The 14238-nt window shown below is 54.3% G+C and carries 14 protein-coding genes and 2 pseudogenes; 11 read left to right on the plus strand and 5 right to left on the minus strand.

Annotated elements, in window-relative coordinates; genetic code table 11:
- Window positions 1-120 (plus strand): annotated as a pseudogene (locus DXB00_RS17555) (acryloyl-CoA reductase electron transfer subunit beta); the annotation flags it as partial.
- A gap of 210 nt (window positions 121-330) precedes the next feature.
- Here DXB00_RS17555 and DXB00_RS15560 read toward each other — a convergent pair.
- Window positions 331-570: a hypothetical protein gene (locus tag DXB00_RS15560; protein ID WP_118730412.1), complete on the minus strand. Its 240-nt coding sequence runs from the start codon at window positions 568-570 to the stop codon at window positions 331-333.
- A gap of 1133 nt (window positions 571-1703) precedes the next feature.
- Between DXB00_RS15560 and rpsO the strand changes: the two genes are divergently transcribed.
- Together rpsO and DXB00_RS15570 are read left to right on the plus strand one after the other, a co-directional pair.
- On the plus strand, window positions 1704-1970 hold the full coding sequence (rpsO, locus tag DXB00_RS15565; RefSeq protein ID WP_110435855.1) for a 30S ribosomal protein S15: 267 nt from the start codon (window positions 1704-1706) through the stop codon (window positions 1968-1970).
- A 327-nt stretch (window positions 1971-2297) separates the two neighbouring features.
- A pseudogene (locus DXB00_RS15570) lies at window positions 2298-4420 on the plus strand (polyribonucleotide nucleotidyltransferase).
- 56 nt (window positions 4421-4476) lie between these two features.
- Here DXB00_RS15570 and DXB00_RS15575 read toward each other — a convergent pair.
- Complete coding sequence (locus tag DXB00_RS15575) at window positions 4477-4680, minus strand: helix-turn-helix domain-containing protein (protein WP_110435853.1); 204 nt, start codon at window positions 4678-4680, stop codon at window positions 4477-4479.
- 477 nt (window positions 4681-5157) lie between these two features.
- Between DXB00_RS15575 and DXB00_RS15580 the strand changes: the two genes are divergently transcribed.
- The 3 genes from DXB00_RS15580 to DXB00_RS15590 are packed head-to-tail and all read left to right on the plus strand — an operon-like array spanning window position 5158 to window position 7148.
- The gene (locus DXB00_RS15580; protein WP_116705663.1) at window positions 5158-6150 is read left to right on the plus strand and encodes a DnaD domain protein; all 993 of its coding nucleotides are present in this window, start codon (window positions 5158-5160) and stop codon (window positions 6148-6150) included.
- Between the two features lie 3 nt (window positions 6151-6153).
- Window positions 6154-6978, plus strand: a complete 825-nt coding sequence (locus DXB00_RS15585; protein WP_119215165.1) for an ATP-binding protein — start codon at window positions 6154-6156, stop codon at window positions 6976-6978.
- A complete protein-coding gene (locus DXB00_RS15590) occupies window positions 6939-7148 on the plus strand; it encodes a hypothetical protein (protein ID WP_243024072.1) in 210 nt (69 codons plus the stop codon). Before DXB00_RS15585 ends, DXB00_RS15590 begins: the two co-directional genes overlap by 40 nt.
- A gap of 96 nt (window positions 7149-7244) precedes the next feature.
- Here DXB00_RS15590 and DXB00_RS15595 read toward each other — a convergent pair whose 3' ends face one another.
- From DXB00_RS15595 to DXB00_RS15610, 3 genes are all read right to left on the minus strand, one after another.
- Window positions 7245-7907: a YczE/YyaS/YitT family protein gene (locus DXB00_RS15595; protein WP_118730410.1), complete on the minus strand. Its 663-nt coding sequence runs from the start codon at window positions 7905-7907 to the stop codon at window positions 7245-7247.
- Window positions 7908-7924: 17 nt separating this feature from the next.
- Window positions 7925-8341 carry a MarR family winged helix-turn-helix transcriptional regulator gene (locus DXB00_RS15600; protein WP_117492503.1) on the minus strand — a complete coding sequence of 139 codons (417 nt, stop codon included), beginning with the start codon at window positions 8339-8341 and terminating at the stop codon, window positions 7925-7927.
- A gap of 699 nt (window positions 8342-9040) precedes the next feature.
- Window positions 9041-10063 (minus strand): LacI family DNA-binding transcriptional regulator, encoded by a 1023-nt coding sequence (locus DXB00_RS15610; protein WP_118730408.1) that lies wholly within the window; start codon window positions 10061-10063, stop codon window positions 9041-9043.
- A gap of 307 nt (window positions 10064-10370) precedes the next feature.
- Between DXB00_RS15610 and DXB00_RS15620 the strand changes: the two genes are divergently transcribed.
- The 5 genes from DXB00_RS15620 to DXB00_RS15630 all read left to right on the plus strand — a co-directional run bounded on the left by DXB00_RS15620 (window position 10371) and on the right by DXB00_RS15630 (window position 14061).
- Window positions 10371-11657: a solute:sodium symporter family transporter gene (locus tag DXB00_RS15620; RefSeq protein ID WP_243107254.1), complete on the plus strand. Its 1287-nt coding sequence runs from the start codon at window positions 10371-10373 to the stop codon at window positions 11655-11657.
- Window positions 11618-11878 carry a hypothetical protein gene (locus DXB00_RS17560; protein ID WP_243107255.1) on the plus strand — a complete coding sequence of 87 codons (261 nt, stop codon included), beginning with the start codon at window positions 11618-11620 and terminating at the stop codon, window positions 11876-11878. Before DXB00_RS15620 ends, DXB00_RS17560 begins: the two co-directional genes overlap by 40 nt.
- Window positions 11866-12030, plus strand: a complete 165-nt coding sequence (locus DXB00_RS17565) for a hypothetical protein (protein WP_243107256.1) — start codon at window positions 11866-11868, stop codon at window positions 12028-12030. The genes DXB00_RS17560 and DXB00_RS17565 overlap by 13 nt, the downstream gene beginning before the upstream one ends.
- Window positions 12031-12086: 56 nt before the next feature.
- Entirely contained in the window at window positions 12087-12962 is an 876-nt protein-coding gene (locus DXB00_RS15625; protein ID WP_117752320.1) for a sugar phosphate isomerase/epimerase family protein, read from the plus strand.
- 67 nt (window positions 12963-13029) lie between these two features.
- The gene (locus DXB00_RS15630) at window positions 13030-14061 is read left to right on the plus strand and encodes a sugar ABC transporter substrate-binding protein (RefSeq protein WP_117752321.1); all 1032 of its coding nucleotides are present in this window, start codon (window positions 13030-13032) and stop codon (window positions 14059-14061) included.
- The last annotated feature ends 177 nt before the right edge of the window (window positions 14062-14238 follow it).

Genomic DNA, 14238 nt, shown 5'->3' on the forward strand with positions numbered 1-14238 from the left:
GTTAACAAGTCTGATTCCGCTCCGATCTTCGACGTAGCTGACTACGGCATCTGCGGCGACCTGTTCAAGGTTGTTCCGATGATGATCGACGCAATCAAGGCTGCTAAGGAGTCTAAGTAATCATCTGATTGCTTTTTGAAGCGCCGTACTGCCTGCGACCTCCCGGTTTGCGGCGGGTTTTGGAGCCCCGCTTGCAATATCCGCCATGCCCGCGGAAAGCGCAGCACGCTGCTTCTGATTGTATAAGAAAAGCCGCAGAGCATTGCTCTGCGGCTTTTTTCGGCACAAAATAAAGAGAAAGAGCCTGTCTGCGCTGCAGACAGGCTCTTTTCAATCCAGATAATCGCCTACCAGACTCCGGTTGTACTGCTTGATGATACGAATGACTACCGAACCATCCTCCTGCTCCGCCTCGTCTACGATCTTATAGCGCGTGCGGTTCCGCTCCAGTGCCTGCTTGTAGTGCTCGACTTCCTCGCGCACCAGGCGCACCGCAATACTGTGCTCCAAATCCTCCTTCAGCTGGAAATGCAGGGTCTGACAAATGCACGCCGCCTTAATCCGCTTCATGTCCATTCCTCCTGTTTTGTTTGTGCAGAACGGAAAAAGGACGCACAATGTGCGCCCCTACGGTCATTTGTAAGTGCAGGTTGATCAAATCAATGAAATTCGCCAACACGCGGAGTGATGAGTTCATCCCTCCCCTCCGGTAAAGCATTAGCGGCATATAAACTTCGCAGGTGCTATGCGAAATAACGCGCAAACGAGTTGCGCGACACTGTTATCCCCCAGGGGACCTTCTCTTGCCCTTCGGGCAATTCACCTTGTGTCGCGTCTGCGTAGAGTTGCCGGTATGTGTAGCAGAACGGCATCCGAGAACTGCGTATAGGTCGAGTAATGGACGCGTAATGCGCGTTCCTACGCAAGAGTAACCCGACTGCCGTTCCCCTATTCCGAAGCGGTCGCCGCTCTCTGATTGCCGCCGTGCTGTCCGAATAAGGGAAAGATAGGAGTTCAAAGAGGAAGGGAAACCGCAGGTGTCCCTTCCTTTTTGCCCCGCGGTGGGCACCGCAACGTCCCCGCCGTCCGCAGACGGCGCACTCCCCGCTGAGGTGCAGCGAGAAATTTTCCGCCCGTCAGGACGAACCGCCTGCGCGGTTCGGGCATCCCGCCCAGCCGGTGCAGAAAACAGGTATGCGCCCCCGTTTTTCCCATTCGGAAAAAGTACCCCAAAACGAATAAAAACGCGACATCAGGCCGCGCTGCTGCACCGCCCCGTCGCGTTTCTTAGCAATAAATAAAAACGGCAGCGAGCGAGAAGAACTCTCAAGCCCTCCACCGATGATGGTAGTAATTATAGCACTCTGCCTCTCGCCGGACAAGATTCAAATGTGCCAAAATCGCATTTACAATTCATTCATAATTGTACAATCCGACAATTCACGCAGCAGTATTCCGCAGAAACTGACAACTTGTACAAAAACATGCCTGTTTTTTCGTCAAACGCGCGTCTGCTTTCGAGATTTTATGCTGAAATCCGCGAAAATCGCTTTACAAACAGTCATTTTCATGGTAATATAAATATACTTTCGCCCCGCGCTTAGCTGACGGACAAAGGGAGCGTTCTTATCGCCTCCATTCACCAAGCCGCGGCCCGGCCTGTGGGTGAGTAAAATTTTATTTATGAAAGGTGAACTACCGACATGATCCGTAAGGAAGACAAGACTGCCGTTATCGAGGCAAACCGTACCCACGCTACCGACACCGGTTCCCCGGAGGTTCAGGTTGCAATCCTGACCGCCCGCATCAAGGAGCTGACCGAGCACCTGAAGGTACACAAGAAGGATAACCACTCTCGCCGCGGTCTGCTGAAGATGGTTGGTCAGCGTCGTTCTATGCTGGCTTACCTGCAGAAGAAGGACATCAACCGTTACCGTGCCCTGATCGCTAAGCTGGGTATCCGTAAGTAAGAAAATGCGAAAATAGGGGAGCAGTCTGCTCCCCTGTTTCTGTATTTTAAGCTGGGCGGCATTATCGCTTTTTAGCAGTTGAAAGAGAGACCAAATCATGCAGAGCATGATCCGGAATTGAAAATTGAGAATTGAAAATGGAAAATAGCGCTCTCCTTGCGCGAGTTCCGTCCGCGCTGCGCTAGTTGCGCTACGCGCTTATTCAATTATCGCGCAGTGCGCAATACAGCAATTCTGCATTCTCCATTTTCCATTCCGCTTGGTTTTTGTTTCAAGTGCTAAAAAAGCTGCTGCCGCCCTCCCCAAACGATTAAAGGAGGAAACAAAATGGCAAACATCAACCACTTTGACTTCAAAAACTACCGCGTTTTTGAGACCGAGATCGCCGGCCGCAAGCTGACCGTCGAGACCGGCAAGATGGCACAGCTCGCTAACGGCTCCTGCCTGGTTCGCTACGGCGAGACCGCTGTTCTCGTTACTGCTACCGCATCCGCTAAGCCGCGTGACGGCATCGACTTTTTCCCGCTCTCCGTTGACTTTGAGGAGCGTATGTACGCAGTAGGCCGCATTCCCGGCTCGTTCATGCGCCGTGAGGGCCGTCCGTCCGAGAAGGCGATCCTGTCCTCTCGTCAGATCGACCGTCCGATGCGTCCGCTGTTCCCGAGGACCTGCGCAACGACGTCTCCATCGTCTGCACCGTTCTGGAGAACGACTACGACAACTCTCCGGAGGTAGTTGCTCTGCTGGGCGCTTCCATCGCAGTTTCTATCTCTGATATTCCGTTCGACTACGTTGTAGCCGGTTGCCAGGTTGGCATCGTTGACGGCAAGACCGTTATCAACCCGACCTCCGAGCAGCGCAAGGTATCCGAGATGGACGTTACCCTGTGTGCTACCAAGGACAAGATCGTTATGATCGAGGCCGGTGCACAGGAAGTTCCGGAGGACGATATGTTCAACGCACTCATGGAAGCACATGAGGAGCTGAAGAAGGTTTGCGCATTCATCCAGTCCATCAAGGACGAGATCGGCAAGCCGAAGTTCGAGTATGAGCATCATGACATCGACCACGACCTGTTCGACAAGCTCGAGGCAGCCTGCAACGACAAGTTCGAGGTTGCTATGGATACCGACGACAAGACCGTTCGTGACGCCGGCGTGCGCGCTATCGTTGACGAGTTTGAAGCAACTCTGGACGAAGAGTACAAGGAAGAGCACGGCGCTAACCTTGGCGAGTGCGTAGACAAGCTGCAGAAGAAGATCGTTCGCCGCTGGCTGGCAAACGGCAAGCGCGTAGATGGCCGCGGCATGGAAGAGGTTCGTCCGCTGGCTGCCGAGGTTCACGTTCTGCCGCGCGTACACGGTTCCGGCATGTTCACCCGCGGTCAGACTCAGGTTCTGACCCTCTGCACCCTGGGCACTCTGGGCGATGCGCAGGAGCTGGACACCATCTTCGAAGAGAAGGAAAAGCGCTATATCCACCACTACAACTTCCCGTCCTTCTCTGTTGGCGAAACCCGTCCGTCCCGCGGTCCCGGCCGTCGTGAGATCGGTCACGGCGCACTGGCTGAGCGTGCTCTGCTGCCGGTTATCCCGCCGGTAAGCGAGTTCCCGTACGCTCTGCGTCTGGTTTCCGAGGTTATTTCCTCCAACGGCTCCACCTCTCAGGGCTCTGTCTGCGGTTCCACGCTGGCTCTGATGGACGCCGGTGTTCCGATCAAGGCACCGGTTGCCGGTATTTCCTGCGGTCTGATCACCGACGGCGGTCAGGAGACCACCTTCACCGATATCCAGGGCGTTGAGGACTTCTACGGCGATATGGACTTTAAGGTAGCAGGTACCAAGAAGGGTATCACCGCTATTCAGGTTGATATCAAGGTTGACGGTCTGACCCCGAACATCATCAAGCAGGCGTTTGAGAAGTGCCGCGTAGCCCGCTACGGCATTCTGGACGAGATCATGCTCAAGGCTATCCCGCAGCCGCGTGAGGACGTTTCCGACTGGGCACCGAAGATGACCACCATGCACATCAATCCGGACAAGATCCGCGAGGTTATCGGCAAGGGCGGTTCTGTAATCCAGAACATCGTTGCTGAGTCCGGTGCAAAGGTTGACATCGAGGATGACGGTACCGTTACCATCGCTGCCGTTAAGGCTACCGATGCAGACAAGGCGAAGAAGATGATCGAAGCGATCGTCAAGGAGCCGGAGCCGGGCGAGATCTACTACGGCAAGGTCGTTCGTCTGATGAACTTCGGCGCATTCGTAAACCTGCTGCCGGGCAAGGACGGCATGGTTCACATCTCCAAGATGGCTGACCACCGCATCGAGAAGGTCGAGGACGCTGTCAAGGAAGGCGACATGGTTTGGGTCAAGGTCATGGAGATCGACGACAAGGGCCGTGTAAACCTGTCCATGAAGGACGTTAAGCCGGAAGAGAAGATTCTGTAATTGAATTTCGGCTGAAATAAGGGAAAAAGGCTTCGGAGCGTGGCTCCGAAGCCTTTTTATTCATCCGGGATATACTCGATAATGTCCGAAACACTGCAGTTTAGGATAAAGCACAATGTATCCAGCGTTTTCAGTGTGATTGTTTTACCGTGCTTCATGCGGTGCAGAATATTGGCGGAAAAGCCCTGTTTGTAAATTAAATGGTATTCTGTAACGCCTTTTTCTAAAAGCGTCCGGTAAAACGGAGCGTAACTGATCATGTACGATCACCTCACGCACAACATAACACGACCTAATATATTGACTATGCCCAATATATTGAGTATAATGTGTGTGAGGTGAGCTTATGGCTGAATTTTGTCTGGATTGTCTCAACCGTCTGGAGGGCACCTGCTATACCAAATGGGATGTTGCATTCTCTTGGAGCAAAGATATCTGCGAAGGCTGCAGTCAGCTTCGCCGAACCGTGATTTGCCTGCGTAAGCGGACAATTCAACGGCAATATCTCGGTTTATATGATGATAATCACCGCAAATCACGCAAATAAACCCATATTGACTTCCCCCTTAAAACCGCTATAATGAAGATAGCAAAAGAGCGCAGCCGATGGCGGCTACGCTCTCACCAGTTTACGAAGAAAACCAAGAGTTTCCTCGGTTTTCTGCTTTTATTGTGGCACATATTCTGTTACTCTCTGCAATTCTTCCCTCTTCAAATGAAGAGGGATTTATGCTATAATGAGGGGTACACCAAAATCCACCGGAAAGAAGGACAAGCCCATGACCTCTGTGCTGCTGCCCGAGGGCGAACTGCGCGTAGCACGCTGCGACATGCTCGACAAGCTGATCGCGGTCGGCGACGGCGATGCGGCGCTGCTGTATCTTTATATCCTGCGGCACGGCGGCACGGACGGCTCCGCTGCAGCGCGCGCCCTGCGTCTGAGCGCCGACCGCTACGAACGTGCGGCATTCACGCTCAACAACCTGATCGCGCCGACGGAAAAAACCAAAGCAGCAACCGACAAATCCGCCGAAGCGCCGCGCTACACCGGCGATGAGCTGCGCCGTGCCCGTCTGGACGACCAGACCTTCTCCGGCCTTTGCGATGCAGCAGAGGGCATTACAGGCCGTGCGCTGACTGAGGGTCAGCTGCGCTGTCTGCTGACCATTTACGACTATCTCGGTCTGGACGCAGGTGCAACGATTGAGTTGCTCAGCTATCTGAAAAGCGAAAAGGGAACGGTCCGCACGACCGATCTGCGCCGCGAAGCCAACCAGTGGGCCGATATGGGCATTGTCACCGCGCAGGCGGCCCAGCAGTACCTGACACGCCGTGCGGACGAAAAACCGCTCAGCGAGGCGATCTACCGTGCACTCGGTGCGGATACCGAGCAGCCCGCGCCCAAGGAGCAGCGCGTCTGCCGCTTTGCACTGGCGCACGGCTTCCCTGCCGACGCAGTGGAGCTGGCGGTGCACCGCACCGGTCAAAAGCAGGGACACAAAAGTCTGGATTACACGCTCGGCATTCTGCGCCGATGGGACAATGCGGGCGTACATACGGTCAGCGAAATCACCGCTCTCGAGCCGGAAACCCGCACGTCTGCCGTGTCTGCCGTGCCTGCCGCCGTCGGTCAGACACCCGCACAGCCGACCGACAGCGCCACGCTCGCCGCTTGGGAGCAGGACTGGGCTGCACGCGTGCGCAGTCATCGCCGCAACACGGAGGAATAACCTATGGCATACGATAAAAAACTGCTCGCCGCCGCACGGCGCGAGCTGGAACGCGAGCGCACGGCTCACACCGAGGAGCTGGAAGCGCGCCGGCGTGAGATTTACACACGCGAGCCGCGTATCCGCGCAATCGACCGCGAGCTGAGCACCACGGCAGCGTCTGTTCTGCGGGCCGCAATGGAGTCCGGCGGAGACCCGACGGCTGCAATCGAGAAGCTGCGCGACCGCAATCTTGGTCTGCAGGAGGAACGCGGCGACCTGCTCCGGCAGCTTGGACTTCCCGCCGATTATCTGACCGACAAGCCGCTGTGCCCAAAATGCGGCGACACCGGCTACGCCGGCAGTGCGACCTGCGAGTGCGTCAAGGCGCGCTACGCCAAGCTGCTCAAGGAGCAGCTTTCCTCAGTGCTGCCGATTGCCGATCAGAACTTTTCCAAGTTCGACATGAGCTTTTACTCCACCCGCCCAGATGGCCGCAGCGGTATTTCGCCGCGCGAAAATATGGAATATAATCTGGGCGAATGCAAGGCTTATGCCGCAAAATTCGGCAAGGATTCCCCCAATCTGCTGCTGTTTGGCTCGACCGGTCTGGGCAAGACCTTTCTCTCTACCTGCATTGCCGAGGCGGTCTCCGCACGCGGATTTTCCGTGGCCTACGACACCGCCATCAACATTGTTGCCGCGTATGAGACCATCAAGTTCGGCTCCGGTGACGGCGAAGCGCCGCAGAACGCGCTGCACGCTATGAGCGCGCCGACCTGCTCATTATCGACGATATGGGCACCGAAATGGGCACCGCCTTCACGGTTTCCGCGCTGTACAACCTGATCAACAACCGCCTGATGGCTAAGCGCCCCATGATCATCAACACCAACTTGCTGCCGGAAACGCTCAGCGAGAAATACTCGCCTGCCGTGGCCTCCCGCCTGCTCGGCGAGTTTCTGCCGCTGCGGTTCTTCGGCGATGATATCCGGCTGCTGAAAATGCGCAGAACATAAACAAATCCCTCTCTTTTTTGCGAGAAAGAGAGGGATTTTTAGGCAACACCGCATAATTGAACAAGAGCGATTTGCGAGGAATTTTGCGGTGTTGCCTCAGATTTCAGATTGTTTGCCGAGCAGCTTATCGCGCCAGCGACCAAACCGATGCGTAATCATGCGCAGCTCGATACCGACAAGCAGCGCCGCGATAACCGTACCGATGCCGACGCTGCCCAGTCCGTGCAGGAAGATCAGGCAGGTGATGAGCGAAATGATGACCATGGACACATCAAACGCGATCTTGACGGTCGGGAACGGCTTGCCTGTCAGCGTGGAGATGGCCAGCATCGCGCCTTCACCGGCCAGCGGCATAATGTCCGCCGGAACGTAGAAAAAGATGCCGATTGCAACGAAAACAGTGGCAATCCAGCACATCAGCAAACGGATAATCAGGTTGTCCGTCGATGGAAATATCGCCGCGAGCGTGTTGCAGGTGGTTGTGAATGCGCCGAACACCATGCCGACCGGAATCTGCAGCAGATTTTTGCATTCAAAGCGGCGGCGCATCAGCAGCATTTGCAGGATGACCAGAATAACGTGGAAAATGACGGTCGCAACGCCCATCTCAATGCCCCATACACAGGTCATGGTGTATGGGATGGAGCTGACCGGCGACACGCCGAGATTGGACTTGACCGACAGTGCAATGCCGATAGTCATGACGAAGAAGCCGCCGAAGTAATACAGCAGCCGAATACCGAGTTTAGAGCCTTTCATGCCTATTTTATCCCCTTTTAGTTGTTTAGATTGCGATAAATACGCTCGAGCAGGGTCTGTACCTGCTGCATCTCCTGCGGTGAGAAGCCGCGCAGCGCCTCCTCTTCTGCGGCTGCAAAGATAGCATTCAAGCGGCGGCACTGCTCCCGGCCGAGGTCGGTCAGGCGGACATACACCGTACGGCGGTTTTCGTCGCGTGTGCTGCGTTCGAGCAGTCCGGCGCGTTCCATTCCCCCGAGGATAGTAGAAAGCGAGGACGGCTCGATATGGCAGCCTTGGGCGATATCCTTTTGCATGGCGCCGTCGTGATCCTGCAGAAAGTCCAACACTTTAGGCTGGCCGGTGGTCAGACCGAGCGGTTTGATGCGTGACATGACAAGTTTCTGCAGCATGGCATGGTCAGCCATGAGCAGGTAATGGGTGGAAAATTCCATTGCGTTCTCCTTTGTTCTAATTCAAACAGTTCGCTTTCTAATTATATATCTACGAGTTTTTATTGTCAATTTGTATTTTCTTATACTTATTGTTATATTTTCTTTCTTTATTATAGATTACTTTTCGTTATATTATCATTAGATATAACTTTATGCTGTTTCTAACGATTCTACGCCTGCGCGGCGCGCAGCGCGTACGCCGATGGCACGGAACGGTGCCGTCGGAGAGTACAAATCGGAATAGCTCAACGAATCTCGCAAAACTTTGGATATTAAAGACGAATACAGCAAGATTTTGCTTGTATATTATTCAAAACACCGCAGTTTTCTCGGAACAAGTGTATAATAAAAATATTGGTTTATTATTAGTAAAATAAAACGAGAGCGTATAGCTTGAAATTGCTATACGCTCTCAGTCTGTCAAAAAAGTATTATTTTAATTTTTACGCTTCGTGCGGTAGCACGCATTTAATAGAATTTCAAAGCAAATTCATAAAAATCGGGGGCGTGTACCTCGGTTTTTATACTTTAAGAGGGAGAAAGTTTCCGAATGGGAACTTTCGGACGTCCGTGTTTTGCGAAGTCAAAACACAGATTGTCGGAAAAACAAAGTTTTTCGACAGTCTCAGAGCGTATAGCTTGAAATTGCTATACGCTCTTTTTATGGTCTTGCAATCTATTTGAAAAAAGCATGAATTTTTACACATTTCCGCGGAATTTAATCGTAATATCCGTCATATTCATGCGCTCTTTGGGGAACTGATGGCGCTCAAGGTAGTCGTAGAGCAGACGGATTGGGAGCGTGCCCTGTGTTTTGACGTCCTGCCCGATGATGAAATCGACCGTACCGTTTTTGACCATTTTGATGTTGCCCTCGGTGATATCGTGAACGACGATGTGCAGCTTTTCGCTGCGATGTGCGGCGTGCACGGCGCGGTAAACGCCCTCCCGTCCTGCGGAGGTCAGATAGATGCCGCGCAGCTCGCTGTCCGACTGAATGGCGCGCATAGCGATGCGCTCGGAAAGGCTTTCGTCGAGGAACGAGCATTCCGGGTGCAGAACCCGGATATCCGGAAAACTCTCCGCCATTTCGGTGCTGAAGCCGGTAAAACGCTGCGAGTCGGCATAGTGACCGCTGCGCTGCCCCAGAATCGGCAGCACGCTGCCGTGCCCCTGCATGACCATGCCGAGCAGCGCAGCGGCGGCGCGGCCGCTCGCGATGTTGTCCGTGCCGACATAGGCGATACGGTTCGCGTCGGTGATGTCCGTATTGAGCGTCACGACAGGGATGCCCTGCTGCTCACTGAGCGTGTTTATCCTGTCGCGCACGAGCGTGTTCGCGAGCGGCATGAGCGCGAGGCCGTCGATGTGCTCGGTCGTTACCAGCTCATCGATCAGCGTCAGCTGATGCTGCACATCCGTGTCCTGCATCGCGCGCACAATGACCGTGATGTTCGGGAGAAGCTCACGCTCGGAAAAGCTCTCGAACAGCTCGCACAGCATCTGCACGAAGGGCGAATGGTCGGAGTGGAGCACCACGCCGATCTTCCACTGCTGCATCTGCTGCATGACGAGGCGGTTTGAGATATAGCCCATTTCGCGCGCCGTCGCGCGGATGCGCTCCGCAACTTCCTCGCGTACACCCTCCTTGTGGTGCAGGGCGCGGTCCACCGTTCCGCGCGACACCCCGCAGCGGTCAGCAATCTGCTGCATCGTTACCATAAAATCACTCTCCTGCGTTATCTGTACTTATACTATATCATAAAATACAGTCGTGCGCCAGATGTTACATCTGCACGAAAATGTTGTGCTGCACATCGCCAATGATACAATGATAGCGTCATTTTTGTGCATAATATCGTAAACACTCGCAATCTTAATATGCACAATCACGATATAATGCACGGATAAATGATAGTGCGCCCAAGCTATTGCAACCGGAAATCCACTGTGATATTCTGTGATTGTCAAGTGAACAAGGCCATTCACAAAACCGAAAAATTCCCCAAAAGAGAGTGAGAGAAACAAAATGTCATTTTTCAGTTCCATGATCTGGATCGCGCTGAGCTTCCTGTTTTTCACCGTCATGGTGGCAGTCATTTCAGCGTGGAAGACCAGAGATGACAAGCTCGACACCGCCGAGGGATACTTCCTCGCGGGGCGCGGACTGCCGGGTATTGTCATTGCAGGCTCGCTGCTGCTGACCAACCTGTCCGCAGAACAGCTGGTCGGCACAAACGGTCAGGGCTGGGCTTCCAATATGAGTCCGATCGGCTGGGAGGTCGGTGCACTGTTCACGCTGTTTGCACTGGCATTGTGGTTCCTGCCGACCTACCTCAAAATGGGCACGACCACCATCCCGCAGCTGATGGAAGCACGCTTTGGCCGCGGCACCAAGCTGATGTTCTCGTTCGTCATCGTTGTGATGTACTCCATCCTCAATCTGCCGGTCATCCTTTACTCCGGTGCAGTTGTATTTGAGAATATCTTCGATATTTCCGGTATCTTCGGCATCAGCAAGTTCCAGGCTGTTGCAATTCTGTGTGTCGTTATCGGCATTATCGGCGGCTGCTACGCCATCTTCGGCGGTTTGAAGGCGGTTGCCGTATCCGACACCATCAACGGCATCGGCCTTATCATCGGCGGTCTGATGATCCCGTTCCTCGCGCTGACGTTGCTGGGTCACGAGACCACCGGCGGCGGTCTCGTAGAAGGTGTCAAGTACCTCGTACAAACCGAACCCGAAAAGCTCAACGCATGGGCTTCGTGGGATGCTGCTGAACCGGCTCTGCCGTGGCCGCTCATCTTCACGGGAATGTTCTTCAACAACCTGTACTGGTGGTGCACGAATCAGTCCTTTGTACAGCGCGCACTTGCTGCAAAGAGCCTGAAGGAAGGTCAGAAGGGCGCGATCTACTGCGGTTTCCTCAAGACCATCGGCTTCTTCTATCTGGTACTGCCGGGCGTTATCGCTTACCACCTGCCGTCCATTCAGGACAAGCTAGCGGCGGCCGGTTCCTCCGCGATCGACTTTGCTTATCCGGCACTGGTTTCCGCCGTTGTTCCCAAGCCGGTCATGGGCTTCTTCGCTGCTGTTCTGTTCGGCGCGATCCTGTCCTCGTTCAACTCGGTGCTCAACTCCGCATCGACCATGTTTACCCTCGACCTGTACCGCACCGCCATCAATCCGAGGCTTCGGATATGCAGTGCGTCAAGGTCGGCAAGATCTACGGCACCTGCGCCGGTACAGTCGCTATCTGCGTGGCACCGTTCGTTATGTTCGCACAGGGCATCACGACCTTCCTCAACTCTATGAGCCAGTTCGTTTCCCTGCCGATCCTGTTCACCGTACTCGGCGCGCTGATCTTCCGCAAGGCACCGAAGTACGCGCCCAAGGTCATCACCGCTGTTCACGTTATCGCTTACGGCGCGTTTATGATCATCAAGCCTGTTACCCCACCTCGGGTGAGCCAATTCATTATCTGTACGCCATCGCTGTGCTGTTCGTCGTTGAATTTGCCATCATGTGGTATCTGAACAAATACCGCGGCACAGAAGAATATGTTCCGGCCGATGTCGGCGCAGTTGATTTGACCCCGTGGAAGTATCGCCATATCGTATGTATCATCGGTATCATTCTGGCGATCGGCATCTACATTCTGTTTTCGCCCATCGGCATTGCCGCATGAGTATAATAAAGTCCAACCAAGAACCTAATTGAGAAAAGAAAAGGAGAACAATTACCATGAAACTCGGATTTAATGAAGCAAATGACCGTTTCTGCAAGAACCACAGTGTTATGATGGACCTCGAGCTGTGCGAGAAATACGGCTTCGACTGCATTGACATTCAGTCGGAGTGCCTGAACCGCGATCTGGAAGCCGGCAAGATCACCCTCGAGGAGATGGGCGCATGGTTCCAGAGCCACCACCTCAAGATGCTTTCCTACAATGCGCTGTGCTTCTTCAACATGAAGCAGACGCAGGAGGAAAAGGACGCCGTGATGGCTGAGCTGGACGAGATCATTCGCCGCTGCAACATCCTCGGCTGCAAGATGATCGTTGTCGTACCGAGCAAGGACATGAAGGAGCGCGGCCTGACCCCGACCCGCAAGGAGATCCGCGAGGATGCAGTTGCTGTTCTCAAGGAAATGGTTAAGAAGTGCGAGCCGCATGGCATCCGCCTGAGCCTTGAGTTCTGCGGCGAGCCGTCCATGACCATCAACCGCTTCGAGGACGCTTACGCAATCGTTGAGGAAGTAAACAGCCCGCTGGTTGGTGTAACGCTCGATCAGTACCACTTCTACGCAATGGGCTCCGGCTGGGACACCCTCGAAAAGGCCGACGGCAAGAAGATTTTCGTATGGCATCTGAACGGCACCGAGGATATGCCGTGCGGCGCGTACTACAACAACGACGAGAAGCGTCTGTGGCCGGGTGCCGAGGGCGACTGCCTGCCGCATGCGCGCTACGCAGATACCCTCAAGAAGATTGGCTTTGACGGCGACTGCTGCACCATCGAGATTTTCCGTCCGGCATACTATGAGATGTCGCAGGAGGAGAACGTAAAGAAGTCCGCAGAAGTCACCCGCGCACACGTTGCAAAATATGCACAGTTCTAATTCAATCCCCGCATAAAAAGAGTCTAAAGAGCAAATTTTATGTATTTAAGATGAAGGAGAATTACTTATGAGCTACTTAAAGAAAATCGGCGCACTGTTTGTTTCCTCCACACTGATGGCTACCATGCTGACCGGCTGCGGCGGCTCGTCCTCCGCTTCCACCGGCGGCAGCGGCTCTCAGGCCGAGGGCGGCGACGGCAATTACAACATTTCCATCGTGTTCAAGACCACCTCGAACGAATACACCCAGTACATGATGGCAGGCGCGGAAAAGGCCGCCGCTGAAACCGGCGCAGTGCTCGACATGAAGGGCGCGACCTCGGAAACCGCCTATGACGAGCAGCAGAACATGATCGAAACCGATCTGCACGCCAACAAGTATGACGCGATGATTATCGCACCACTGCAGGGCGACATGGCTTCCACGCTGGTAAGCGGCACGGATATGCCCATCTTCGCAATCGACACGGACTTTAATGCACCGGAGAAGATTTCGTTCATCGGCATCGGCCAGAAGGATGCAGCGGCAAGCGGCGGCGAAAAGGCTGTCGAGGCGGCGAAGGCAGCCGGCTGGGATAAGATCGAAGCAGCTTATATTGCGGGTGTTCAGGGTGACTCCACCGCCGATGCACGCCGCACCGGTTTCCAGGAAGGCATTGACGGCGCAGGCGGCACATTCCTCGCGGACGAGGTGCAGTATGCAGACGCCGTAGCAGATAAGGCAACCGTCTGCATGGAAGGCATCATGCAGAGCCATCCGGAAGGTCTGGCAATCATCGCCTGCCACAATGACGACTGCGCGATCGCGGCAGCGCGTGCAGCAGCGAACAATCCGGCATACGCTAAGACCATCTTCATCGGCTTTGACGGCAACATCACCGCAGCACAGTCCATCCTCGATGGCGGCGAGACCATGACCGTTGCACAGAGCGGTTACGATCAGGGCTATCAGGCGGTTAAGACCGTTGTGGCACATCTGAACGGCGAAAAGGTAGACAGCTTTGTTGACTGCGGTACCAAGGTCATCGACAGCACCACCGCCGAGGACTACATGGCAACCCTCAAGAGCCAGATGGACGGCAAGGCAGTTGCACAGTAAACCGTAATACCATGCGCTGCACTTGCAGCAGCAAGTGCAGCGTATCTATTAAACAATCACGTTTCTATAAGGAGAGAATTCCAATGGGCATTTTGAAAATTGGCGTTGTAGGCTGCGGCCGAATCGGCAAGCTGCACATCAACAACCTGATCAACTCCGTACCGGGCGTTCAGGTAG

The sequence above is a fragment of the Butyricicoccus sp. OF10-2 genome (assembly GCF_003481925.1).
Classification (GTDB): Bacteria; Bacillota; Clostridia; order Oscillospirales; family Butyricicoccaceae; genus Agathobaculum; species Agathobaculum butyriciproducens.

Excerpts from the sequence above, each read along its gene's own strand:
- DXB00_RS15595 (WP_118730410.1), bottom strand. The coding sequence starts at position 7,907 with ATGAAAGGCTCTAAACTCGGTATTCGGCTGCTGTATTACTTCGGCGGC.
- DXB00_RS15575 (WP_110435853.1), bottom strand. The coding sequence starts at position 4,680 with ATGATCAGTTACGCTCCGTTTTACCGGACGCTTTTAGAAAAAGGCGTT.
- DXB00_RS15560 (WP_118730412.1), bottom strand. The coding sequence starts at position 570 with ATGAAGCGGATTAAGGCGGCGTGCATTTGTCAGACCCTGCATTTCCAG.
- DXB00_RS17565 (WP_243107256.1), top strand. The coding sequence starts at position 11,866 with ATGTGGTATCTGAACAAATACCGCGGCACAGAAGAATATGTTCCGGCC.
- rpsO (WP_110435855.1), top strand. The coding sequence starts at position 1,704 with ATGATCCGTAAGGAAGACAAGACTGCCGTTATCGAGGCAAACCGTACC.
- DXB00_RS15580 (WP_116705663.1), top strand. The coding sequence starts at position 5,158 with ATGAGGGGTACACCAAAATCCACCGGAAAGAAGGACAAGCCCATGACC.
- DXB00_RS17560 (WP_243107255.1), top strand. The coding sequence starts at position 11,618 with ATGTTCGCACAGGGCATCACGACCTTCCTCAACTCTATGAGCCAGTTC.
- DXB00_RS15590 (WP_243024072.1), top strand. The coding sequence starts at position 6,939 with ATGGGCACCGCCTTCACGGTTTCCGCGCTGTACAACCTGATCAACAAC.
- DXB00_RS15630 (WP_117752321.1), top strand. The coding sequence starts at position 13,030 with ATGAGCTACTTAAAGAAAATCGGCGCACTGTTTGTTTCCTCCACACTG.
- DXB00_RS15610 (WP_118730408.1), bottom strand. The coding sequence starts at position 10,063 with ATGGTAACGATGCAGCAGATTGCTGACCGCTGCGGGGTGTCGCGCGGA.
- DXB00_RS15625 (WP_117752320.1), top strand. The coding sequence starts at position 12,087 with ATGAAACTCGGATTTAATGAAGCAAATGACCGTTTCTGCAAGAACCAC.
- DXB00_RS15585 (WP_119215165.1), top strand. The coding sequence starts at position 6,154 with ATGGCATACGATAAAAAACTGCTCGCCGCCGCACGGCGCGAGCTGGAA.
- DXB00_RS15620 (WP_243107254.1), top strand. The coding sequence starts at position 10,371 with ATGTCATTTTTCAGTTCCATGATCTGGATCGCGCTGAGCTTCCTGTTT.
- DXB00_RS15600 (WP_117492503.1), bottom strand. The coding sequence starts at position 8,341 with ATGGAATTTTCCACCCATTACCTGCTCATGGCTGACCATGCCATGCTG.